At 59.9% G+C, this 21733-nt stretch carries 16 protein-coding genes and 3 tRNA genes; 8 read left to right on the top strand and 11 right to left on the bottom strand.

The window, feature by feature from the left end; all coding sequences use genetic code 11:
* Nucleotides 1-10 precede the first annotated feature (10 nt).
* From OCV80_RS00815 to OCV80_RS00805, 3 genes are read left to right on the top strand one after another with little or no spacing between them, the layout of a single operon-like run.
* Nucleotides 11-874, top strand: coding sequence for a fumarylacetoacetate hydrolase family protein (locus OCV80_RS00815; RefSeq protein ID WP_136891026.1), 864 nt, complete (start codon nt 11-13; stop codon nt 872-874).
* Between the two features lie 27 nt (nt 875-901).
* On the top strand, nt 902-1846 hold the full coding sequence (locus tag OCV80_RS00810; RefSeq protein ID WP_021748193.1) for an ABC transporter permease: 945 nt from the start codon (nt 902-904) through the stop codon (nt 1844-1846).
* Nucleotides 1839-2612, top strand: coding sequence for an ABC transporter ATP-binding protein (locus OCV80_RS00805; protein ID WP_136891027.1), 774 nt, complete (start codon nt 1839-1841; stop codon nt 2610-2612). Before OCV80_RS00810 ends, OCV80_RS00805 begins: the two co-directional genes overlap by 8 nt.
* A gap of 38 nt (nt 2613-2650) precedes the next feature.
* On the opposite strand, the gene ilvA is transcribed toward OCV80_RS00805, so the two are convergent.
* Entirely contained in the window at nt 2651-3844 is a 1194-nt protein-coding gene (gene ilvA, locus OCV80_RS00800; protein WP_036629692.1) for a threonine ammonia-lyase, read from the bottom strand.
* Nucleotides 3845-4102: 258 nt separating this feature from the next.
* Between ilvA and OCV80_RS00795 the strand changes: the two genes are divergently transcribed.
* Nucleotides 4103-6580: a cation-translocating P-type ATPase gene (locus OCV80_RS00795; protein ID WP_249390830.1), complete on the top strand. Its 2478-nt coding sequence runs from the start codon at nt 4103-4105 to the stop codon at nt 6578-6580.
* A 51-nt stretch (nt 6581-6631) separates the two neighbouring features.
* Here OCV80_RS00795 and OCV80_RS00790 read toward each other — a convergent pair whose 3' ends face one another.
* The 5 genes from OCV80_RS00790 to OCV80_RS00770 form a co-directional block, all read right to left on the bottom strand.
* The gene (locus OCV80_RS00790) at nt 6632-7279 is read right to left on the bottom strand and encodes an aspartate/glutamate racemase family protein (RefSeq protein WP_136891028.1); all 648 of its coding nucleotides are present in this window, start codon (nt 7277-7279) and stop codon (nt 6632-6634) included.
* Between the two features lie 16 nt (nt 7280-7295).
* On the bottom strand, nt 7296-8180 hold the full coding sequence (locus OCV80_RS00785; protein ID WP_021751543.1) for a YitT family protein: 885 nt from the start codon (nt 8178-8180) through the stop codon (nt 7296-7298).
* A gap of 103 nt (nt 8181-8283) precedes the next feature.
* A complete protein-coding gene (locus OCV80_RS00780; RefSeq protein ID WP_021751542.1) occupies nt 8284-8580 on the bottom strand; it encodes a sigma-70 family RNA polymerase sigma factor in 297 nt (98 codons plus the stop codon).
* The gene (locus tag OCV80_RS00775; protein ID WP_036631428.1) at nt 8561-8794 is read right to left on the bottom strand and encodes a hypothetical protein; all 234 of its coding nucleotides are present in this window, start codon (nt 8792-8794) and stop codon (nt 8561-8563) included. Before OCV80_RS00775 ends, OCV80_RS00780 begins: the two co-directional genes overlap by 20 nt.
* Nucleotides 8791-8979, bottom strand: a complete 189-nt coding sequence (locus OCV80_RS00770) for a hypothetical protein (RefSeq protein WP_025544094.1) — start codon at nt 8977-8979, stop codon at nt 8791-8793. Before OCV80_RS00770 ends, OCV80_RS00775 begins: the two co-directional genes overlap by 4 nt.
* A 142-nt stretch (nt 8980-9121) precedes the next feature.
* Between OCV80_RS00770 and OCV80_RS00765 the strand changes: the two genes are divergently transcribed.
* The 3 genes from OCV80_RS00765 to OCV80_RS00755 all read left to right on the top strand — a co-directional run bounded on the left by OCV80_RS00765 (nt 9122) and on the right by OCV80_RS00755 (nt 10255).
* Nucleotides 9122-9197 (top strand) — tRNA-Thr (locus OCV80_RS00765).
* A gap of 10 nt (nt 9198-9207) precedes the next feature.
* Nucleotides 9208-9292: transfer RNA gene (locus tag OCV80_RS00760), tRNA-Tyr, on the top strand.
* A gap of 216 nt (nt 9293-9508) precedes the next feature.
* On the top strand, nt 9509-10255 hold the full coding sequence (locus OCV80_RS00755; RefSeq protein WP_119311619.1) for an XRE family transcriptional regulator: 747 nt from the start codon (nt 9509-9511) through the stop codon (nt 10253-10255).
* Between the two features lie 52 nt (nt 10256-10307).
* Here the strand turns inward: OCV80_RS00755 and ymfI are convergent, their stop codons facing one another.
* Nucleotides 10308-11042, bottom strand: a complete 735-nt coding sequence (gene ymfI / locus OCV80_RS00750; protein WP_021748997.1) for an elongation factor P 5-aminopentanone reductase — start codon at nt 11040-11042, stop codon at nt 10308-10310.
* Nucleotides 11043-11153: 111 nt separating this feature from the next.
* Here ymfI and OCV80_RS00745 point away from each other — a divergent pair.
* Nucleotides 11154-11230: transfer RNA gene (locus OCV80_RS00745), tRNA-Val, on the top strand.
* A 493-nt stretch (nt 11231-11723) separates the two neighbouring features.
* Here the strand turns inward: OCV80_RS00745 and OCV80_RS00740 are convergent.
* The 4 genes from OCV80_RS00740 to OCV80_RS00725 form a co-directional block, all read right to left on the bottom strand.
* Nucleotides 11724-11876, bottom strand: a complete 153-nt coding sequence (locus OCV80_RS00740; protein WP_155979286.1) for a hypothetical protein — start codon at nt 11874-11876, stop codon at nt 11724-11726.
* 282 nt (nt 11877-12158) lie between these two features.
* Nucleotides 12159-12500, bottom strand: coding sequence for a hypothetical protein (locus OCV80_RS00735; RefSeq protein WP_119311621.1), 342 nt, complete (start codon nt 12498-12500; stop codon nt 12159-12161).
* A 3173-nt stretch (nt 12501-15673) separates the two neighbouring features.
* Nucleotides 15674-15874, bottom strand: coding sequence for an IS66 family insertion sequence element accessory protein TnpB (gene tnpB / locus OCV80_RS16495; RefSeq protein WP_353866948.1), 201 nt, complete (start codon nt 15872-15874; stop codon nt 15674-15676).
* Nucleotides 15875-16482: 608 nt separating this feature from the next.
* Nucleotides 16483-21462, bottom strand: a complete 4980-nt coding sequence (locus tag OCV80_RS00725; RefSeq protein ID WP_267288146.1) for an S-layer homology domain-containing protein — start codon at nt 21460-21462, stop codon at nt 16483-16485.
* Nucleotides 21463-21733: the final 271 nt, after the last annotated feature.

Here is a 21733-nt window from a genome sequence, read left to right as displayed (position 1 = left end):
AGAACTCTTCATGAAGCTTGTCACCTATCGTCTCAGCGGCGCCGAGCATGTGGGCGCCCTCACCGCCGATGGAAAGGGCGTGCTGCCCCTCCCCGCCGCCGATATGAACACCTTGATCGAAACCATGACCCTTGCCGACCTTCGCTCTGCCGCCGCGGCGGCAGAGCGGGGCGGTGCGGTCCCGCTGTCAGATGTGGAGCTGCTGGCTCCCATCCCCCGCCCCCGGCAGGATGTGGTCTGCCTGGGCATGAACTACCGGGACCACGCGGAGGAATCCGCCCGGTACAGCGCCGATGCCTTCACCAAGAACAGTACAGCGGCGGTCTACTTCTCCAAGCGGGTCAGCGAGGCCGGGAAGCCCGACGGCGTCATCCCCCGTCACGCGGGCCTTACGGACCGGCTGGACTATGAGGCGGAGCTGGCGGTGGTGCTGGGCAAAGCCGCCCGGGACGTGAAAGCCGTCGATGCGGCAGACTGCATCTTCGGCTACACCGTCCTCAACGACGTATCCGCCCGGGACCTGCAGACGGGCCATAAGCAGTGGTATTTCGGCAAGAGTCTGGACGGCTTCACGCCCATGGGCCCCGTACTGGTCACCGCCGACGAGATCGCCTATCCCCCGGCGCTGGAGATCACCAGCCGGGTCAACGGCGAGCTGCGGCAGAAGTCCAATACCGCTCTGCTGATTACCTCCATCGGGCAGATCCTGGAGGAGCTGACCGGGGGAATGACGCTGCTGCCGGGCACCATCATCGCCACCGGCACCCCGGCGGGAGTGGGCATGGGCTTCGATCCGCCCAGATTCCTCCAGTCCGGCGACACGGTGGAATGCGCCATCGAGGGCATCGGCACCCTCTGCAGCACCGTGATCTGATCTTTTCACAAGGAGGCTTCTCATCTCATGGATGTGATGGAACTGCTGACCAGCACTCTGATCCAGGGGCTGATCTACGCCCTGATCTCCTACGGCGTGTATATCACCTATTCCATTCTGGACTTTCCGGATCTGGGGGTGGATGGCACGTTTCCCCTGGGGGCCGCTGTCACGGCGGTGCTGATGACCAAGGGCGTCGATCCCTGGCTGACCCTGCCCGCCTCCCTGATAGTGGGCGGTCTGGCGGGACTTTTCACCGGTCTGGTCCACGTGAAGCTGAAGGTGCGGAACCTGCTGGCGGGCATCATCACCATGACCGCCCTGTTCTCTGTGAACCTGCAGATCGCCGGGTCCAACCTGACCATCGACCGGGGTACGGACACCATTTTCACCTCTGCCCCGGTGATGGCCCTGTTTGGGGATCTCTCCCTCTCCGGGCGGAAGCTGATTGTGTCCCTGGCGCTGGTCATCGTCATCAAGCTGCTGCTGGACGCCTATTTCCACACGAAGTCCGGCCTGCTGCTGCGGGCTGTGGGCGACAACGCCACCCTGGTGACCACCTTGGCCAAGGACCGAGGCACAGTAAAGATCCTGGGGCTGGTGATCTCCAACGCCCTGGTGGCCTTCGGCGGCTGCATCGTCTGCCACGAAACCCGCAGCTTCTCCGCCACCATGGGTACCGGCCAGCTGGTGTACGGCCTGGCGGCGGTGATTATCGGTGTGTCCATCATACACTTCTACACCGGCACCCGGCTGGCCCGGGGACTGCGGAAGTCCGGGCCCCTCCGCTTCCTGGGTTCCCCCCAGGGCACCACGGCGGTAGTGCTGGGCAGTGTGCTCTACAAGCTGTGCATCCAGGTAGCCATGAGCCTGGGACTGCCCACCAATATGATGAAGCTGATTACGGCTGCACTGTTCCTGCTGGTGCTGGTGCTGTCCGGCCGGAAGGGGGAGGCGATCATCCATGCTTGAAGTACGGGACATCACGAAGATCTACAACCCCGGCACCCTGACGGAGCAGCGGCTGTTCGAGCACTTCTCCCTGACAGTGGAGGAGGGCCAGTTCGTGGCCATCGTGGGCAGCAATGGCAGCGGCAAGACCTCCCTGCTGAACATCATCTGCGGCTCTATCCCCATCGAGGGCGGTGACGTGTTGGTGGGCAGCCGGAGCATCTCCAAGCTGAAGGACTACCAGCGGTACGCCACCATGGGCCGGGTCTACCAGGACCCCGCCGCCGGCACCTGCCCCAACCTCACCATGCTGGAAAATCTGTCCCTGGCGGATAACAAGGGCGGGTCCTACGGCCTGGGCCGGGGCGTCAATAAAAAGCGTATCGACTTCTATCGCCAGCAGCTGGCCTCCCTGGGCCTGGGACTGGAGGATAAGCTGGATGTGCGGATGGGGGCTCTCTCCGGCGGCCAGCGGCAGGCGGTGGCGCTGCTGATGGCCACCATGACGCCCCTGAAATTCCTGATTCTGGACGAGCACACGGCGGCCCTGGACCCCAAGACCGCTGAGGTCATCATGGCCCTGACGGACAGAGTCATCCGTGAAAAGCATTTGACGGCCATGATGGTCACCCATAACCTCCGCTACGCGGTGGAGTATGGAGACCGGATCCTGATGATGAACCGGGGCCGGGTGGTGCTGGACCGGGCCGGAGCGGAAAAGCGGGCCACCTCTATGGACGATATCCTGACCATGTTCAATCAGATCTCTCTGGAGACCGGGAATTGAGGGAAAAGAAAGCGGGCATCCTTTGGATGCCCGCCTTTTTACTCCTTTTCCAGCTCATAGCCCATGGCCGTCAGCTCCCGTCGGATCTGCTCCACATGGGCGGCGTCCCGGGTCTCCAGCACCATGGAGACCATGCAGGCTCCCACGTCGGAATGCTGATCCTCCCGGGCATGGTTGATGCTGAGGATGTTGGCGCCGCTGTCCGCCACCACCTTCAAAAGCTGCAGCAGGCTGCCGGGCTTATCCGCCACCTTCGTGCTGATCTCTGCGATCCGCCCGGCCTTGGACAGGCCCTTGGTGATGATCCGGGACAGCGTGGTCACGTCCACATTGCCGCCGGAGACCACGCACACGGTTTTCTTCTCCGACGTGTCCACCTTGCCAAACATCACCGCCGCCACCGGCACGGCGCCGGCGCCCTCCGCCACGGTCTTCTGCCCCTCCATCAGCGCCAGGATGGCGGAGGCGATCTCGTCCTCGCTGACAGTGACCACCTCATCCACATACTGCTGGCACAGGGCAAAGGTCAGATCACCTGGCTTCTTCACCGCGATGCCGTCCGCAATGGTGGACACGCTCCGCAGCTCCGTGGGGCCCCCGGCGTGGCGGGACAGGTACATGGACGCCGCGCCCGCCGCCTGGACGCCCACGATCCGGCAGTCCGGCTTCAGCTGCTTCACCGCAAAGGCGATGCCGCCGATGAGGCCGCCGCCCCCGATGGGCACCACGATCTGCTCCACGTCCGGCAGCTGCTCCAGGATCTCCAGGCCGATGGTGCCCTGGCCGGCGATCACCAGCGGGTCGTTGAAAGGGTGGGCGAAGGTGTAGCCCTGCTCCTTCGTCAGCCGCTCCGCCTCCGCCGCCGCGTCGTCATAGACGCCGGGCACCAGCACCACCTCTGCGCCGTAGCCACGGGTGGCCTCCACCTTGCTGATGGGCGCCCCGGCGGGCATGCAGATCACCGCCTTGATCCCCAGCCGGGATGCGGACAGGGCAATGCCCTGGGCGTGGTTCCCCGCAGAGCAGGCGATGACGCCCCGGGCCGCCTCCTCCGGCGTCAGGCTGCGGATCTTGTTGTAGGCGCCCCGGAGCTTGAAGGCCCCGGTCAGCTGCAGGTTTTCCGCCTTGATGTACACGTTCTCCCCAAATTTCGGGGCCCTGTCCAGCGGTGTCCGCCGGGCGATGCCCCGCAGGGCCTCCTGGGCCTCCCGGACCATATCCAAAGTCAGCATGGACTCCCCTCCCACGTCTTTCTTATGCTTCATTATATCGGCGTGCCCGGCAGAATACAATGCACAACTCCTCCAATGTTTTTCATTCAATGACATCGTTTTTACAGTTTGTCTTTATACAAAGGATATCCATATTCTCTCCGCGGGCAGCAAGGCGTTCCTCCGCCTGCTGCGGCACGGAAAGTTTTCAATTCATCTCTATACAAATCTTCCGAAAATTGCTATAATGAATCAAATTTTGTCGAAGGAGGAGTGTCCGTGAAACCGCACCGGAAAGCGGCCCCCGCGGAGGCCGCGGCCGCTGGCCGCCAGGAGATGCCCCGCTGTGCCCCCAAGGCGGACAGCGGCCTCTCCTCCGCCCAGGCTCAGGCCCTGGCGGAGGCCGGCTGGGACAACCGCCCGGTGGAGTCTCCCACCAAAAGCGATAAGCAGATCATCCGGGAGAATATCTTCACCTACTTCAACCTGATTTTCGTGGTTCTGGCGGTGTGCCTGCTGCTGGTAGGGGACTGGAAGGACATGACCTTCCTCCTCATCGTGGCAGCCAATGCCGTCATCGGCATCGTCCAGCAGCTGCGCTCCAAACGCACCATTGAGAAGCTGTCCCTCCTCTCCGCCGCGAAGGTGCGGATCATTCGGGACGGAAAGGTCCGGGAGCTGCCGGTGGACCAGCTGGTGCGGGAGGACGTAGTAGAGCTCACCGCCGGCTGCCAGATCCCTGCGGACGGACCGGTCCTCACCGGGCAGGTGCAGGTGAACGAGGCCCTCATCACCGGCGAGGCGGACGCCGTCACCAAGGAGCCTGGGGACCAGCTGCTGTCCGGCAGCTTCGTCATCTCCGGCAAGTGCCGGGCCCGGATGGACCAGGTGGGAGCAGACTCCTACGCCTCCAAGCTGACGCTGGCGGCCAAGAAAGATGACGGCCCCGGCAAAAGCGAGATGATGCGCTCCCTGGACAGCCTGATCCGCTTCATCGGCATCGTGTTGATTCCCATCGGCGCAGCGTTGTTCTACAACCAGTTCATCAATCAGGATCTGGGCCTGCAGCAGTCCGTGGTCAGCACGGTGGCGGCCCTGATCGGCATGATCCCGGAGGGGCTGTTCCTGCTGACTTCCGTGGCCCTGGCGGTCAGCGTGGTGCGGCTGGCCCAGAATCGGACGCTGATCCACGAGATGAACGCCATCGAGACCCTGGCCCGGGTGGACGTGCTGTGCGTGGACAAGACCGGCACCGTCACCAGTCCTCAAATGCAGGTGCGGGAGGTGGTGCCCCTGGACCCGGAGTCCTGTTCCGACACGGACATCACCGACATTCTGGGTGCCTTTTACCGGGTGCTGGATCCGGATAACGACACGGCGAAGGCCATCGCGGACAAGTTTCCCCGGGGGCCCGGCTGGCCGGACCGGGGAGCCGTGCCCTTCACCTCCGCCACCAAGTGGAGCGCCGTGAATTTCCTGGACCGGGGGGCTTATGTGGTGGGCGCACCGGAGTATATCCTGGGGCAGGACTTCGCCGCCCTGGAAAAGCGTACTGCCCCCTACGCCGCCCAGGGCTGCCGGGTACTGCTGCTGGCCCAGTGCGACGGGGCGGAGATCGGGCGCCTCCACGGCGTGGTGATCCCCCTGGCCCTGCTGGTGCTGGAGAATCCCATCCGCCCCAACGCTCCCAAAGTCTTCGATTACTTCCACACCCAGGGCGTGGATGTGAAGGTCATCTCCGGCGACAACCCGGTGACCGTCTCCGCTGTGGCGGCCCAGGCAGGCATCCGGAACGCAGAGCAGTGGGTGGACGCCCGGGAGCTCCAGACGGATCAAGACATCGCCGCGGCCGTGCGGGAGTACACTGTGTTTGGCCGAGTGGTCCCCAACCAGAAGCGGAAGATCGTCCGGGCCCTCCAGAGCCAGGGCCACACGGTGGCCATGACCGGCGACGGTGTGAATGACGTGCTGGCATTGAAGGACGCCGACTGCGGCGTGGCCATGGCCTCCGGCGCGGATGCCGCCTGCCAGGTGGCCCAGCTGGTGCTGCTGGACAGTGACTTTGCCGCCATGCCCAAGGTGGTGGCGGAGGGCCGCCGGGTCATCAACAATATCCAGCGGGCCTCGGCATTGTACCTGGTGAAGAACATTCTGTCCTTCTTTCTGGCCCTCATCACCCTGTTCGCCGCCTTCCCCTATCCCTTTGTTCCCATCCAGCTGACGCTGATCTCCGCCCTGACCATCGGCGTGCCCTCCTTCTTCCTGGCGCTGGAGCCCAACCACGACCTGGTGAAGGGCAAGTTCCTCCACAATGTGCTGCGGCGGGCTTTTCCCGGCGGTCTCACAGCCATCTTCGTCATCCTCTTTGCGGAGCTGTTCGTCTACACCTTCGACCTGACGCTGGCAGAGCTCTCCACCATCTGCGTGATCCTGATGGCGGTAAACGGTCTCATGGTGATCTACTACGCTGCCCGACCCCTGGATGCCAAGCGGCTGGTGCTGCTGGTGGCCATGAGTGCGGCCATGTTCGTGGCGGTGGTGTTCTATGGGGCGTTCTTCTCTCTCTCCTCCCTGTCCTTTGCAGCCTGGCTGGTGCTGATCGTGCTGGTGCTGCTGGTGGTGCCCATCCAGATGGGCCTGGAGTGGTGCTTTGACCGCTGCACCACGGCCCTGGACCGCCGCCGGGAGCGGCTGGCAAAGCGCCGCCGCGCTCCCCGCAGACCCCGGCCGGCGCACCGCTCCCGGCGCCGTCGGTGATCTTTCCCACGCCAAATAGAGCGGACCGTGGAAAACCACGGTCCGCTTTCTTCATTGGGTCAGCAGGCGGAGCATCTCCTCCGCCGGGTCCACCAGCGGCAGCCTTGTCCGGGCCGCCAGGGCCTCCTTAAAATAGGGGAAGTGCGTGCAGCCCAGCACCAGCGCCTCCATCCCGCCGTCGGCAAACCACGCTGCCAGCGCCGCCAGACGGTAGCGTTCCACCAGCTCCTCCGGCGGCATCCCCGCCTCCACGGCCAGCACCACCGGCAGCGCACAGGCCCCCAGCAGATCCAGGGCGGGATTGGCCTCCAGCAATACCTTCTCGATGCCGGAGAGTCCCTGGGCGTTGGCGGCGATGACTCCCAGCGCCCGGTAGCGGAGCGCCAGCCGCCGGTACACGTCCAGCGGCGTCACGATCCGCATCCCCGTCTCCTCCGCAAGCCCCGGGAAATCCACTGCCGCAGACAGGGAGTTGCAGTAGACGAAAGCCCGCCGACAGCCCTGGGCCATGGCGCCCCTCAGCACCGCCAGGGCCTGGCGGCGCTTGTCCGCTGCCGGGGCGTGCTGAAAGGCAGTCTGCTCCCTGGGTCCCCGGGAGAGGGGAAACGGCACGCCCGGCAGCCCCCGTTCCTCCAGATATGCCACGCCCATCCGGGTGTCCACCGGTGTGCCGGCCAATACAGCAATGGGTCCGTTCATGGCGATCCTCCTCTCCTCATCCCAGCTTCCGCGGAAAGTTGCCGAATACCCGGACGCCCTCCTGCACAGTCAAAAACGCGTGGGGGTCCACAGAGTGCACCATGTGGAGCAGCTCCTCGATCTCATATTTGGAGAGGCACACGCACAACACACGGACATCGTCCTTGGTGTAGGCGCCCACGCCGTCCCAGTAGGTCACGCTCCGCCCCAGCTGTTTGATAATGAAGTCCGCCAGGACGCTCTCGTCCTCCCGCGTGAAAATCAGAGCCTGAACGGTAACATTCTGCTGGTGCATCCTGTCCAGGATCATGGAGTTTGCGAAGTTGTAAATCACGGAGTAAATGGCGACCTCCGGGTCAAACAGGATCAGGATGGCCGTATAAAGCAGGGCATTGAAGCCCAGCGCAAATTTACCCACCGTAAAAGCACTGTCCCGCTTGCTCATGATGAGTCCCAGCACGTCCAGTCCGCCGCCGCTGCCGCCGCAGGTGAGGACGATTCCGCTGCCGATCCCGGTGAGGATGCCGCCCAGCAGGCAGGCCGTCAGATAATCGTCCACAATGGGCTGCGTGGGAATGGGAATGATGCTGTAAAAAACAGAGTAGGATACCGTACAGATGATGGTCCGCACCGCCAGTCCCCTGCCCAGGTTCCGATACCCGATCATGAGCAGCGGGATGTTCAGCAGAAAATAGAGGACGCCTGCGATGTCGTAGGCCCCGAAGCTCACGCCCAGGAAGTCCTGCAGCAGCGTTCGCACCAGTTGGCAGAAGCCCAGCAGGCCGCCGGTGTACAGGCTCAGGGGGACAATGAAGAGATTCAGCGCCGCGGCCGCGATCAGCTCGCCCAGCACGGCGAGCACCAGCCGCAGGATTCGGTTGTGCAGGGTAGTGTACAGCATGGGTAAAACCTCCCTTGGGAGTGCAGCTCCCTTCTGCGGATATCCATGGTCCCTCTTTGATACCGATTATACGGTGTATCCCGCAAAACCTCAAGAGGGAAAATTACAGGGCGTACCGCAGGCAGCGGTACAGCCGCTGTTTAGCCCGCTTCACCGTGCGGGAGACGGTGGAGCGGTTCACCCCCAGCTTTTGAGCAATCTGGGACATTTTCAGTCCCCGGTCGTAATAGAGGAACACCATCTCCCGCTGCCGGGGCGTCAGCTCCTGCTCCCGGGCCCGGCGCAGGCCGCGCCGCAGCCGCTCCAGCTGCTCACTGTTATCCTCCGCATGGTCCCGCAGCCAGACGGTCATGTCCCCGATCCACTCGCTGCTGCGGGCGTCAAAGCGTGTATCTCTCATGTCTGTGATAGCTCCTGTCGTAATAATGGGCCGTCAGCGCCGCCAGCTCCCGGGTCTCCTGCAGCAGCGGCGTCAGCTCTGTGATCCGCCGCCGCAGAAGGCGGCGGTCCTCCTCGTCCTTCAGCTCCCGCGCCGCCTGCCGCAGCTCGCCGATCCGCCGCCGCAGGGCGGCCGCGCTCTCCGCGTAGAGGGCGGACATCTCCAGCAGCGTCATGGCGCCGCCTCCCTTCCCCGCACCTGGCGGAAGGGAGCCAGCTCCGCCCGGGCGAACACCGGGAGGCAGGCCCCACATACGCTGCTGCCGTTGCAGTACCAGTAGTCCTCTCCCTCTGTGATCTCCAGCCCGCAGAGCGAGCAGCGCAGCGTCCGCCGTCGGCGGGTATGTTCCTTTGTTTCCAAATGCGATGCTCCTTTCCTGTATACAGATCCCGGCAAGTCTCATGTGCCCCGCCGGCAAAATGAAAAAAACGGGTGGAAAAGCAAAAATTTTCTGTTGACAAACAGGCGCTTATCTGGTAAGATAAATTCTGCTGTTGGAACTGCTGGTGTAGCTCAGCTGGTAGAGCAGCTGATTTGTAATCAGCAGGTCGGGGGTTCGAATCCGTCCACCAGCTCCAGTTTTAATATGGGGGAATTCCAGAGCGGTCAAATGGGGCAGACTGTAAATCTGTTGCCTTCGGCTTCGGTGGTTCGAATCCACCTTCCCCCACCAAAAAGGTGCCTGCAATCGCGGGCGCTTTTTTCATTTTGATAAACAAGATACTTGTAAATTTTTATTTATTTTACAAGTATCTTGTTTACAGCTATACAGTAGCACAAGTTTTTTTGAAAGTCAAGTATAATTTTACAAGTTTCTTGTAAAATTGGATTGACAGCTTCCTTGAAATCCGATAGGATACTGTCAAGAACATCGGAAAGGATGGGATCCATGGCATTTGGAGACCGGATCAAAGCCCGTCGGGAGGAGCTGGCTCTCTCCCGCCCCCAGCTGGCGGATCGGCTGGGCGTCACACCGTCCACTGTCAGCAACTACGAGACCGGTGTCAGCTTCCCTAAGGAGGAGATGATGCTCCGGCTGTTCGACTGTCTGGAGACGGACCCCAACACCTTGTTTCAGGACAGCTTTCGCCGCGGCGCGGACGTCCTGACTGAGCGGGAGCGGCAGCTGCTGGAGCAGTATCGCTCCCTCTCTCCCCTGGGGCGGGAGAGCGTCCAGACGATGGTGGAGGCGCTGCGGGCCTGTCAGCAGGAATCCGCAGCCCCGGAGCAGGAGCCCCGGGTCATTCCCCTGTACCGGACCCCTGCGGCGGCCGGTTATGCGGCGCCAGTGTTCGGCGAGGATTTCGACTACCTCCAGGTCACAGACGGCGTGCCTCAGGCCGCAGAGTTTGCTGTGCGTATCCAGGGGGACTCCATGGTCCCCTACATCCCGGACGGCTCCGTGGTCTATGTGAATCGCGATCCCCTGAAGGCCGGGGACGTGGGGATCTTCTGCGTGGACGGGGATATCTTCTGCAAGCAGTATTACAAGGATCCCGCCGGAACGGTGTATCTTTTCTCCCTAAACCGGGCGCGGGCCGATGCGGACGTGGTACTCACCGCCGGCAGCGGCCGGACGCTCGCCTGCTTCGGCCGGGTGATCCTCCACGCGCTGCCGCTGCCGGGGCGGACGTAACGGAGAGCCGGGCGCCGCCTATGCGGCGCCCGGCTCTCTTGTTCGGCAGTCTTCAAACGATGAACCCGCCGTCGGCGGCGAGGATTTGCCCCGTGAGGAAGGATGCCTTGTCGGAGGCCAGAAAGGCAACGGCGTGGGCCACGTCCTCCGGCGTCCCCAGCCGTCCCAGAGGCGTCTGCTCCGCCAGATCCCGCAGGGTCTCCTGTCCCAGAACCTGAACCATGTCGGTGTTGATGACGCCGGGAGCCACGCAGTTGACCCGGATGTGGGAGGGCGCCAGCTCCAGCGCCAGGGACCGGGTCAGCCCCACGAGAGCGGCTTTGGTGCAGGCATACGCCACCTCGCAGGAGGCTCCCCGCAGTCCCCAGATGGATGAGATGTTGACGATGCAGCCCGCCTTCTCATGGAGCATGTGGGGCAGTACTGCCTGGATGGTGTTCCGGGCGCCGCCCAGGTTCACGCCCAGATAGCGATTCCACTGGGCATCTGTGATATCCTGAAATTGGATCTGCCCCGCAATGCCGGCGTTGTTCACCAGCAGGCTCACGGGTCCCAGCTCCGCTTCCGCAGTGCGAACCATCGTCTCCACAGCCGCCCGGTCCGCCACATCCGCCTGAACTGCAATGGCATTTCCACCATGGTTCCGGATTTTTTCTGCCAGCGTCTCCGCCTCCTGCCGGTGCGTCAGGTAATTGATACAGACAGCATGTCCCGCCTCCGCCAGCTCTGCCGCAATCGCTCTCCCGATCCCCCGGGAAGCCCCAGTGACCAATGCCACACGATTCATAGTGATCCTCCTGTCATAGTGCTGTCAGCAGTATAACAAAAAAAACAGGATCGCGCAAGAAAAGTGTTGACAAAAGGTGCGTTTTCGTGTATCCTATATACGTTCCGTTTTGGACGATTAGCTCAGCTGGCTAGAGCACCTGCTTGACGTGCAGGGGGTCACAGGTTCGAGTCCTGTATCGTCCACCATCGAAAGTTCCGCTTTCTGTTGAAAGCGGAACTTTTTTATAATTTTTTCGCAATTTTCATGCGTGTTATGTAACCTTATTTTATCCCTGACCACTCAACCAGCCACAGTCAGGAAAAATACGGGCCTCCGAGAGCAGTTCGCCCTGGGAGGCCCGTTTGTTCAACCTGCCAGTTCTGCCTGCTTCCGCCGCTTTTTCTCGGCGGCGATCTCCGCGATCAGCCGGGCCAACTTCTCCTTGCACGCCGCCTCTGTATGGACGGAGACGTTGGTGCCATTCGTTTCCCGTTCACTTTCGGGGAGTAGAGAGGCTGGGACGCTCCAGTTCCCAGAAAAACCGCTGGTGCAGGGCCTTCATGTAGTCGTTCATACGTGTCGCCTCCCTTGTTCAGCAACACAACATACCACAGAAACAGAGAATAGCCAGGGCTCCGGCGCACCGGGCCGCGGACTCCGCTTTCTTCCAGGAGACTAATAGCGGAACCCGTAATCGTCTTATTTCTCAGACACCTGCACTCGGCTCTCCGCTCCCCCACTCACCTCCAGAAATGCGCAGAGGGACTGCTTGCTTATCGTGTAATACTTGGGCGGGTCCAAGAACAGAAACAGAATCCGGATGGCAGTCTCCTCGCCGGTGTCGGCATCCATGGCCGCAGGAATCCCATCGATAGTTTTCCATCGCACCGCCGGTAGTACCCGGTATAGTCCCGCCCGCCCAGCATACCCTCCCCCCATTCCATGTTCTGCTTTCAGTATAGTGGGGTAAGGAGCATCTGCAAAGCATTCACATCTCATCATCTGATTTTATGGGTAAGTGTGAGCAGAGGGGCGACCGTTTGGCTGCCCCTCTGTTTCACGTTTACATTACTGCACTTCTGATGAATATTTATAGTGCCCCACAGAGCAACTTGCAGTCCTGAGAAAGAAAACTTATGGTGCCAGGAAACTGGCTCCCGTGTATAGCCAGTTGACGCATACAGACGTACGGGCACCGCCTCGGGAAGAAAAGATTCGGATCTCACACATGGACCAAAGACCGGTAGAGGGCTCTTGTTGCCGGATTCGTGTCCAGTGCATCTCCTGAGACTGGCTGTAGATCAGATCATCCACTACGAACACACCTGAGATTGTCAGGTTGTCATTGGTCTGGCTGTCAATAGAAGCTCCATCGTAAATACTTGCGCGGCGAATATCGGCCACAATAGACGTTCCTGTTACCGCAGGCTGGAGGGAAAAGCGGAGTGAAGTGGCCGAAGTGTTCTGCAAGGTCATGTTCAGCGCCTCCAGAGGAACCGTCAAGACACTTCCAGCAGAGGACAGATTTGCGTTGTAAACCTCCGGAACAGCTTTTAGATTGGGAGTCAGGAAATCTGTCTCCGCAGTTTTAAACCGAACCTTGTAGACAGTAGGTATATTTTGCTCCACTGTAATTTCAGGAGTCTGCCCAGGGATGCCCTGCGGTCCTTCGGGTCCAACTTCACCAGGTTCACCTTTCGGCCCCTCGGGGCCAACGGGAACCACAAAGTCCAGGGAGATCCCGGTGTCTGTCGGATTGGCGGTGACGGCTGCGGCAGTACCAGAGGAGACAGTTCCCACAGTGACGGTAGGTGTCGTGCCCGCGGGTCCCTGAGGGCCAAGTTCACCCTGAGGCCCGGTTTCGCCCCGCTCGCCCTGAGGCCCTTCCGGGCCCTGGGGACCTGTCGGGCCGGATTCTCCCTGAGGGCCTGCAGGACCGACGGGAACCACGAAGTCCAGGGAGATCCCGGTGTCCGTCGGATTGGCGGTGACGGCTGCGGTAGTACCGGAGGAGACAGTTCCTACAGTGACGGTAGGCGTTGTGCCCGCGGGTCCCTGAGGGCCAAGTTCACCCTGAGGCCCTTCCGGGCCCTGAGGACCTGTCGGGCCGGATTCTCCCTGAGGGCCTGCAGGACCGACGGGAACCACGAAGTCCAGGGAGATCCCGGTGTCCGTCGGATTGGCGGTGACGGCTGCGGTAGTACCGGAGGAGACAGTTCCTACAGTGACGGTAGGCGTTGTGCCCGCGGGTCCCTGAGGGCCAAGTTCACCCTGAGGGCCGGTTTCACCCCGCTCACCCTGGGGTCCTGCCGGACCTTGGGGACCTGTCAGGCCGGATTCTCCCTGAGGGCCTGCAGGGCCGACGGGAACCACGAAGTCCAGGGAGATCCCGGTGTCCGTCGGATTGGCGGTGACGGCTGCGGCAGTACCGGAGGAGACAGTTCCCACAGTGACGGTAGGTGTCGTGCCCGCAGGTCCCTGAGGGCCGGTTTCGCCCCGCTCGCCCTGAGGCCCTTCCGGGCCCTGGGGACCTGTCGGGCCGGATTCTCCCTGAGGGCCTGCAGGGCCGACGGGAACCACGAAGTCCAGGGAGATCCCGGTGTCCGTCGGATTGGCGGTGACGGTTGCGGCAGTACCGGAGGAGACAGTTCCCACAGTGACGGTAGGTGTCGTGCCCGCGGGTCCCTGAGGGCCAGGTTCACCCTGAGGGCCGGTTTCACCCCGCTCACCCTGGGGTCCTGCCGGACCTTGAGGGCCGCTTTCGCCACGCTCGCCTTGGGGCCCTGCCGGACCGATGGGGCCCTGTTCTCCCTGTGGTCCGGGACAGCCGCGATCTCCTTGGAGTCCTTGAGGGCCGGTCTCACCAGGAAGCCCTTGCTCACCCTGAGGTCCCTGTTCTCCTTGAGGGCCGCGGTCGCCCGGAATGCCTCTTTCCCCCCTGGGGCCGACTGGGCCAGCCGGTCCCGGATCACCCTTAGGCCCTACGGGGCCGCGGTCGCCTTTGGGGCCCATGGGGCCGGGATCCCCGCGGACACCCTGCGGTCCGATATCTCCTGTGTCTCCTTTTGGCCCCATATCGCCCCGAATACCCTGAGGCCCCGGGAGTCCCTGAGGGCCCACCATTCCTTTTGGGCCCATGGGACCGGGACAGCCCTGCTCACCCTTTGGCCCCTGGGGACCACGCTCTCCGCGGGGGCCGCGTTCACCCTGGGGCCCGCGTTCGCCCTGCGGCCCACGTTCACCTTGGGGGCCGCGTTCACCGGAGAGAATGGGGCAAAAACACTGACAGGAGGAGTCTCTGTCAGGTGCAGAGCCGCAATGACGTTCTTTATTTAAATTGTTGTTGGGAAAATAATTCATCTCATTGACCTCTCATCCAAAGTAAGGGAACTGTGGTTATAGCTAAAGTTGCTTCTTGTCTGTGTCCTTCTCGATCTTTTCATTCAGGCGCTGACTCTGTGTGCCGAAATAGAATGCGATGACAACTGAAAAAATTGTTAAAAAATCTTGGTTGGAAATTCGATCCAAAACAGCGAGATAGGCAAATACTACCGTCAAGACAAGCGTTACAATGCTTTTAACACACAGAAGGTTGCTGAATTTCTTCAAGAGAGCAGACATTACAATCGTTCCTTTCTCATAAGGCCTATGCTCATGGTATGCTATGCACATGGTGGGGCTGAAGTGTGTGGTTTTGCTTCAGGGAAATTCGTCTGCATATAGTCGTCCATCACTCTAAACGGCATTTCCATGGCAATCTAACTGCTGGAAAATTCGGCATTTCGGGGCAAAGAGAGACATCTGCCTGTCCAGGGCTGAAAAACGAGCCCGCTTTTCAGCAGGCTCGCTTAATGGAACCATTCTCCCTTCAATGTTCTGTGAGTATCCGGTGCACTCTCCGGCAGAAGTTTCTCCGCCTCTTCTTTGTCCTCCAGTTCGGCTGGTATTCATACAGCACGACAGGGTGTTCCACATCCCTGCGGTCCGGTACAGCCGCATATAGCATTTGCTCCGGATAGTCCGGCCCTCCAGCTTCAAAACTTGCGGAGCTGCCAGGGATTCGGGCAGTCTTCTTTTCAGCTTTCAAGATGGGCATTTCCGTTTCTGCCGTGTGCAATTTTGACAAGCGTATGTATGCCCGAATCCTCACCTGTGTGGGGATTATGACTCATGTCCGCCGGACTTTTCTGCCAATCCCCTCCATGGGCGATCCGGAGCATACACACCCAGATTCAAAAAGCCGGTGCTCCATCATCTCAATAGTGACATTTTCGGGCGGAAGCTCCTCCACTTGTAGGGACCGCTCCTGCCGGATATGGGGCTCTGCCGCGGTTCCCCTTATAGCAGCTCTGATAGACAACCATGCCTCCGTCTCATCAAGTATCGGGCTCAGTTGACCCGCCAATTCCTCTTTCATCTGTTCAGAGAATGCCCACAGGCTTTCTTTTGGCAAGACGCACCTGTTCCATCAGCCATTCCAGCTTCCGGTTTCGTTCCGTATACCCCGCGCTCTTTCGAAGCAGTTCATCCTATTCCGCACGGGAGAGCGTTACCATCTCCGTGCTGTTCATCTGTGTATTGGTCTTGTTTTTGCAAATTTGGTGGCTAAAAATTACCCGGAAAGTTGTCATTTTCAATGCTTTTGACAATTAAGGATACTGCTGGTAACTTAACCTCCGAGCCTCTGCGCTGTTCCGAGGCCACTGGAAGCTTCCAGCCTCCAACCGCTTCGTGACCAGCGCAAATCCATCCTCTTCCCAATAAAGCCTCTTGATCCAGTCCTGCCTATAACCACAGGGCAAAAACAGCGTACCGCTGAACGGAGCTAAACGGAACTTCTGCTGTACCAATGTCGCAAAGCCGCATACCCACAGGCAATATAAATCTGCCCTGCTCCCGCAAGGTCATTCAGCATCCCTCAGCCCCCAGCACAACGCTGCCTCGGCCGCGCTGTCTGCTCGGATGTAAATCCCCACTTCAACTGCTCCGGTTTTAATCCCGGCAATCACCCTGCCTCGGCTCCCACGCAATTCCGAGGCGGTAATTTCCGCGAATACCGGCGCTGCTTCCGGCATCCGCCCCTCTTTCTGCCTGTTTTGGTTTTCGCTGTTTATGCCGTACAGCTCCCGCTCTCACCGCTGGTATATCTTTGGGCCGACACCGTGTTCCAAGCACCATTCACTTACTCGTCTCCCCCTGTTTCGGCAACCTTCTATCTGCTTCTTCCACGTTTCAAGCCGCGCCTCATGTCAGGCTGCTCTCATTGCCATTTGATTCACCTACTTCTGTTTATCCGTCCTTCTTTATTATATTGCGCCTGGGCAATCCGCTTTTCTATTTGGCACTTGTTTTTATGGCGCTTAGAAGCCGTAGCGATATCCACTTTTCTATCGTAATACAGAAAGCCCGGGCGGAAAAAATCTGCCCGGGCTTTCTGTCAAATTGATTTTTGAGTTCCTTACTCGTACCGGCTCCAGTCGGGAGCACGGTTCAGGTCGGTCCAGCTCTCATAGACCCGGTCCTTGGTGACAAAGTCGTGGGAGTTGGTGGCCTCCTGGATGGCTAGGTAGAACCAGTCGCTCTCGTGGCAGTCGGTCCAGGTGTTCATGCCGGAGAGCAGATCGTCCGTGTCCTCCGGCAGGCGGCACAGCACCCGGTTGATCATGGTCACCGCCTGGGCGCGGGAGATGTACTGGTCGGGCCGGAAGGAGTCGTCGCTGTATCCCTGGATCCAGCCCAGCGCCGCGGCGCGGCTGATCTCGTCCTCCGCCCAGTGGTCGGCGGTGTCCGTAAAGGTGGTGACGCCGGCGACGCCGCTGTCGTCGAACCGGGCGCAGATGGCCGCGAATTCGGCGCGGGTGATGTTAGCGTCGGGGTCGAACAGGCCGGAGTTGCGGCCGTTGATGACGCCCAGCCGGGCCATGGTGGAGATGGCCGTGTTGGCCCAGTAGTCCTCGTTCACATCCGGGAAGGCGTTGGACGTGGTGAGATTGTCGTCCCGCACATTCTCGTCCAGCAGGCGGAAGAAGATGGTGGCCACCTGGGCCCGGGTGATATTGGCGTTGGGCCGCACAGAGCCGTCAGAATAGCCCTGGATGTAGGCGTAGTGGTCGTCGCCGTTCAGCATGCCGGGCACGGAGGTCTCCGTCCAGCCGGCGAACAGCGTCACGGAGGAGGTCACCCGCAGAGTCTCATCCTCGTCCACCCGTATGGTCAGGCGGCTGTCCTTGTACCAACCGGTAAAACGGTAGCCGGGCCGGGTGGGGATGTGGGCGCCGTACTCCTCATCATCGTACACATTGAGGGAGAAGCTCCTTCCGTCTTCATCGATGGGGTCGAAGCGGGTGCCGCCATTGGAGTCGAACCTCAGATAGGGATCGCTGTCATGGCCGCCACCGTCTCCGGAGCTATCGCGGGCAAAGGTTGCAGAAATGGTGTGGTTTGCATTAACATCCGTAAATGTATAGCTATCGACTGCTCCTACGCTCTTTTCATCCACTTTCACATTGGCGATGGTATAGCCGCCGTTCGGCGTGATGGTGAAAATCTTGTCCGCACCCTCGGCCACAGCAACGCTGCCGCGGGGGCTGATGGAGCCGCCGTCACCGGCGGAGGCGGTGATAGTGAAGGTCTGCGCGTTCTCCTGCCAGACAACAGCGAAAGGAGAGAATCCGGAACGGTCCACATCAAATTCGATACCATTGGCGTCAAATTCAGCGGTTATAACCTCCGGCTCACAGGCTTCAATGGCATCCGTCACCTCGGCCTGACCGGCAATGCCATATTCCCGGTGCAGGCCCGGAAAGTGGATGACCTGTACATCCAGGTCATTTGCGTTATCCATTGTCACACCGTCGGGATATGGCAAATAGATTGTGGTGCCATAGCTGGCAGAAACCCAGGCGTTGCCGTTGTAGGCGTCCACCAGATCCAGGTAGTGAAAGTCGTAGCGGTAGGTTTTGCCATCGGACAACTCATTCAGAAGATCAGAATCCTCTGCCTTTTGTTCCAGCAGAGCCTGGCGGTCCGTGCCGTCATCATCAATCAGCAGCGAGTCATCCAGGAGTTGGATACCGGCGATATCCTCGATCTCAAAGTCTTCGTTATCGTTGGTGTAGAAAGACGGCTGATACACGGTTCCCCATGAGCTGGTTTGTGTCTTTGCAATCGCCTCGGCGTGGATCACAGCCTTGGTGGGCTCTGCGGTCAACAACACATATGTATTGGCGCCGTCCTGCGCTTCCTCAATATCCTGCGTATGGCGGACGATTAGTGTACCCGCACCGTCAAGGTTTACATTGTTGCCATTCACCCGAACGTCCTCATTGGTAAGTCCGTTCTTCCATTTGAGGGTAACTGTGTACACGCCCGGCTTGGAATCATCTGTGGCGACAGTGCCGTCCTCATAGGTATAGACCGCCTCAATGTTTTCAAGGAGCTGATCGAGCATGGTCTTGTCGTCCGTTGCCGGGATAGTCACACCCTTGATTTCCAAACTTGTAATGTCGCCGGTGTATTTTACGTCAACACTGCCATTGATGGTGAGCTTGGGGAAACCGCCGTCGTCATAGTTCTCCTCGCCCTGACCGCCGCCGGTGTAGATGGTGATGTCATCGGGGGCCAGGGTATACTCCTTGTTGTTGAAGAGCATCACCGCATACGGAGCACCTGCCGTCAGATCCTTCAAAGCGATGGGCACCTTCTCCGCATTCTCCACCTCTTCGACCGCCACTTCAGCCCCATCAATGGGTGAACCGTCCGGATTGACCTGTACATAGGCCACATAGAGGTCGGTCTTCTTAGGGGAGGAAGTAGGATCGAGCTCGAAGCTGTACTCAGTCGCAGACGGCTGAACCCACAGGGCGCTGCTGCCCACGGGGGTCCAGTCGGCGTGCTCGTTAGCAACGCCAGCTTTCAGCGTGTTGACTGCCTCATTCGTGGCGCGGCCCAGGTTCACATCCGCATAGCCCTCAGGAAGTTCCACCTTCCCGGCGCTGACGTATATGGTACGGGGTTCCCCCATCACATCAGCGCTTACATGGGTGTACTCATATCCGGCGCCTTCCTCCGTTTCAGCAACAGCATAACCGCCGGAGGAGGAGATTTGTCTGCCACTCGATCCCTTATTGCCGGAAATGGTGCCGCCATTGATCTCGACGAGGGACTTCCCTGCAACGGTATGGTAGATACCATAGCTGCCGTTGTCGCAGATTTTGCCGCCGTTCATAATGAACCTGACACCCGTCCAGTCGGTCTTGCCGCTGATCTGGATACCGTAGCTCGAGTTGCGGGCAATCTCACCGCCGTTCATGGTGAGATTGGAGCTGTTGTTCACACGAACGGCAAGACCCTTGTTGTCCACAATATGGGCAGTCTCCTCAATCGTGGCGATGACACCGCCGCCACCCTGGTTGGCAAGATAAATCATGCCTTTAGAGGCGGTATTGTCGCGGATGGTGCCCGCAAATGTGTAGTGGGAGCCGTTATTGGAATAGATCAGGCCGCCCGCACTGCTGGAACTACAGTTTTCAATCACGCTGTTCGGGCCAAATGTGATCTGGCCGTACCAGGACCGCAAAAGACTCGCCGAACCCGAAGCACATTCTGAGATCGTACCGTTGAGGTACACCTCATGGCTGTAGTTGTTGTTGTCGAGGTCGTCAAAATAGAGCAGCTGGAAACCGTCCACATGAGAAATCTTAGATCCCGCTTTAGTGGTAAAGTTGCAAAATTGGGTCCAGATGGCGCAGTTATTGCCTGCGTTGGTGCCGGTCACATTGGTGATCTCTCCAGTGCTGGCAAGGGTAGCTTCACCGTGAGACCGCAGATGGACAGCAACACCGTTCTGCCCCTGCCAGGCCGCATCGGTACCATGAATATTTTGAATGGTGCCGCCGATGTTAGCGGTGCCGCCGTCTGCATAGAGTGCACGCCCATTCATCATGACACCTTTATCGCCGCCTATCGTGCCGCCGTTCATGGTCAAGATGCCGCCCTGGAGCCAGACCGCACCAGCGGGGCCAAAGCTGCCGGACGCACCTTTCTCACGTTCGTTTTCGGTTGTATCCAAAATGGCGCTGCCTTCTTCCATGATCAGCTCGCCACCGGACAGGCGCACGGCACTCATACCGCCGTAGTTGCGAAGTTCCGCACCATCCCCCAAAGTAATCGTACCCATACCGTTGTAAGTTGCGATTATGGCGTCTTGCACAATGCTTGTATTTGGGACCTCACTCCTGCTAACGGTGGTCTCTCCATCGCCTTCGGAATCGGCCTGCACAAAGTATTCACCTTCGTATTTGCCCATATCATCCAAAATGATGTGGGTCAAAATAAGAGACGAAACGGTCCCTTGTTCCGTTTCCCCGCCTACTTCGATCATCGCGGGGTTGTAGCGCTGTCTGGCGGGATCTGTGTTGGTATGAAAATTTTCTCCGCGGGAGAGCGTCACAGGATCAACACCATAGCTGGTGATGGTCAGCTCTTTCTCCCAGACCCATGCCATTTGGTTCATTTCCACATCTGACATGACATAAATCGTCGCACCATCCGGGGCTGCTTCCGCCGCCTTTGCCAAGGTGGCGTATGGAGCGTCTGCTGTGCCAGTGCCGTCCGCATCATCGCCTGCTGCCGACACATACACCGCGTTCTCAGCCACAGGCTCTTCTACCACTGTCCCCGGATCCTCAGCAGGCTCTATGGGATCCAGCTCTCCCGCAGGCTCCGTGGGGGCCGTGGGATCCGGCCCCTGAGGGGGATCTCCCGGAACCTCTGTCGGCTCATTTTCCTCTGGATCCCCTGAAGTCCCCGGCTCATTTGGCGCACTGGGGCCATCCGGTTCATCGGCGGTCCCACTTTCCACGGCCTCCTGTTTCCCGCCTTCCTCTGCGGGGTCTTTCCGCAAGTCCGATCCATCCTGATTGATCGCAGGATCCGACTCGCCAGTCCCCTCCTCTGCCGCCAGTGTCGAAACCGGCAGCAGTGTCAGCAGCAGGCACAGCACCATCAAAGCTGATAAGATCCGTTTCTTCATCTCTTCTCCTCCTTTACAACTCTCGGCGAGAAAATATCTATCGCAAACATCCTTTTGGATGGAATTGCTCTCATTCTCCGTCCATCCGGCAGCCAACTGCTCCGTATCCAGAATCTGCTCATAGGCTTGCTCCGCCGGGAGCCGCACGTTCCGCTCGATCTCCGACCGAGTGGCCAGATACAACTTCCGCAGGCACCAGGGGTTGCACTTGGCCTCCTCCCCCCGCTTGTCAGACGGCAGGTAGTGATAGAAGGCCCGCAGCTTGGCACCGTACATCTGCACCGTGTTCCGGCTCCTCCCCCGGCGGGAGAGTGTCTCCAGATAGGACCGGATCATCTCTGATGTGATGACAGCGCCAGTCTGCTCCCCAGTCTCTGGCAGCCTGGCTGCCTCCGCGCACCGCATATTCACACCCCCTGTCAACGGAATTCGCATTCCATCCCGCGCCCGACCAAGCTGGCGCAAGAAGCTCCGCAGAACAAGTGCGAAAAAAGCCCGTGCGGCTGGCACGGGCGTAAAAAATGGCGCAGGGACCAAGGCCGGACAAAATTTGACATTTTTCCGGCTTTTTTCTGCTGCCCAAAGCGGCAAAATCCCTTGCGGTTAGCTGTCCTTTGTGCTAAAATTTGTCTATTGATATGTAGGACGAACTATTTTTTCACGATCATTTGTGTCG

This window comes from Oscillibacter acetigenes (assembly GCF_025567605.1).
GTDB classification, from domain to species: domain Bacteria; phylum Bacillota; class Clostridia; order Oscillospirales; family Oscillospiraceae; genus Oscillibacter; species Oscillibacter welbionis.
This window is presented reverse-complemented; position numbering and strand designations above follow the sequence as displayed.

What these genes read in the sequence shown, in the direction of transcription:
- OCV80_RS00735 (WP_119311621.1), bottom strand. Translation starts at nt 12,500, where the DNA reads ATGACCTTGCAGAACACTTCGGCCACTTCACTCCGCTTTTCCCTCCAG.
- OCV80_RS00755 (WP_119311619.1), top strand. Translation starts at nt 9,509, where the DNA reads ATGGCATTTGGAGACCGGATCAAAGCCCGTCGGGAGGAGCTGGCTCTC.
- OCV80_RS00725 (WP_267288146.1), bottom strand. Translation starts at nt 21,462, where the DNA reads ATGCGGTGCGCGGAGGCAGCCAGGCTGCCAGAGACTGGGGAGCAGACT.
- OCV80_RS00790 (WP_136891028.1), bottom strand. Translation starts at nt 7,279, where the DNA reads ATGAACGGACCCATTGCTGTATTGGCCGGCACACCGGTGGACACCCGG.
- OCV80_RS00775 (WP_036631428.1), bottom strand. Translation starts at nt 8,794, where the DNA reads ATGACGCTGCTGGAGATGTCCGCCCTCTACGCGGAGAGCGCGGCCGCC.
- OCV80_RS00780 (WP_021751542.1), bottom strand. Translation starts at nt 8,580, where the DNA reads ATGAGAGATACACGCTTTGACGCCCGCAGCAGCGAGTGGATCGGGGAC.
- OCV80_RS00805 (WP_136891027.1), top strand. Translation starts at nt 1,839, where the DNA reads ATGCTTGAAGTACGGGACATCACGAAGATCTACAACCCCGGCACCCTG.
- OCV80_RS00810 (WP_021748193.1), top strand. Translation starts at nt 902, where the DNA reads ATGGATGTGATGGAACTGCTGACCAGCACTCTGATCCAGGGGCTGATC.
- ymfI (WP_021748997.1), bottom strand. Translation starts at nt 11,042, where the DNA reads ATGAATCGTGTGGCATTGGTCACTGGGGCTTCCCGGGGGATCGGGAGA.
- OCV80_RS00740 (WP_155979286.1), bottom strand. Translation starts at nt 11,876, where the DNA reads ATGGATGCCGACACCGGCGAGGAGACTGCCATCCGGATTCTGTTTCTG.
- OCV80_RS00785 (WP_021751543.1), bottom strand. Translation starts at nt 8,180, where the DNA reads ATGCTGTACACTACCCTGCACAACCGAATCCTGCGGCTGGTGCTCGCC.
- ilvA (WP_036629692.1), bottom strand. Translation starts at nt 3,844, where the DNA reads ATGCTGACTTTGGATATGGTCCGGGAGGCCCAGGAGGCCCTGCGGGGC.
- OCV80_RS00815 (WP_136891026.1), top strand. Translation starts at nt 11, where the DNA reads ATGAAGCTTGTCACCTATCGTCTCAGCGGCGCCGAGCATGTGGGCGCC.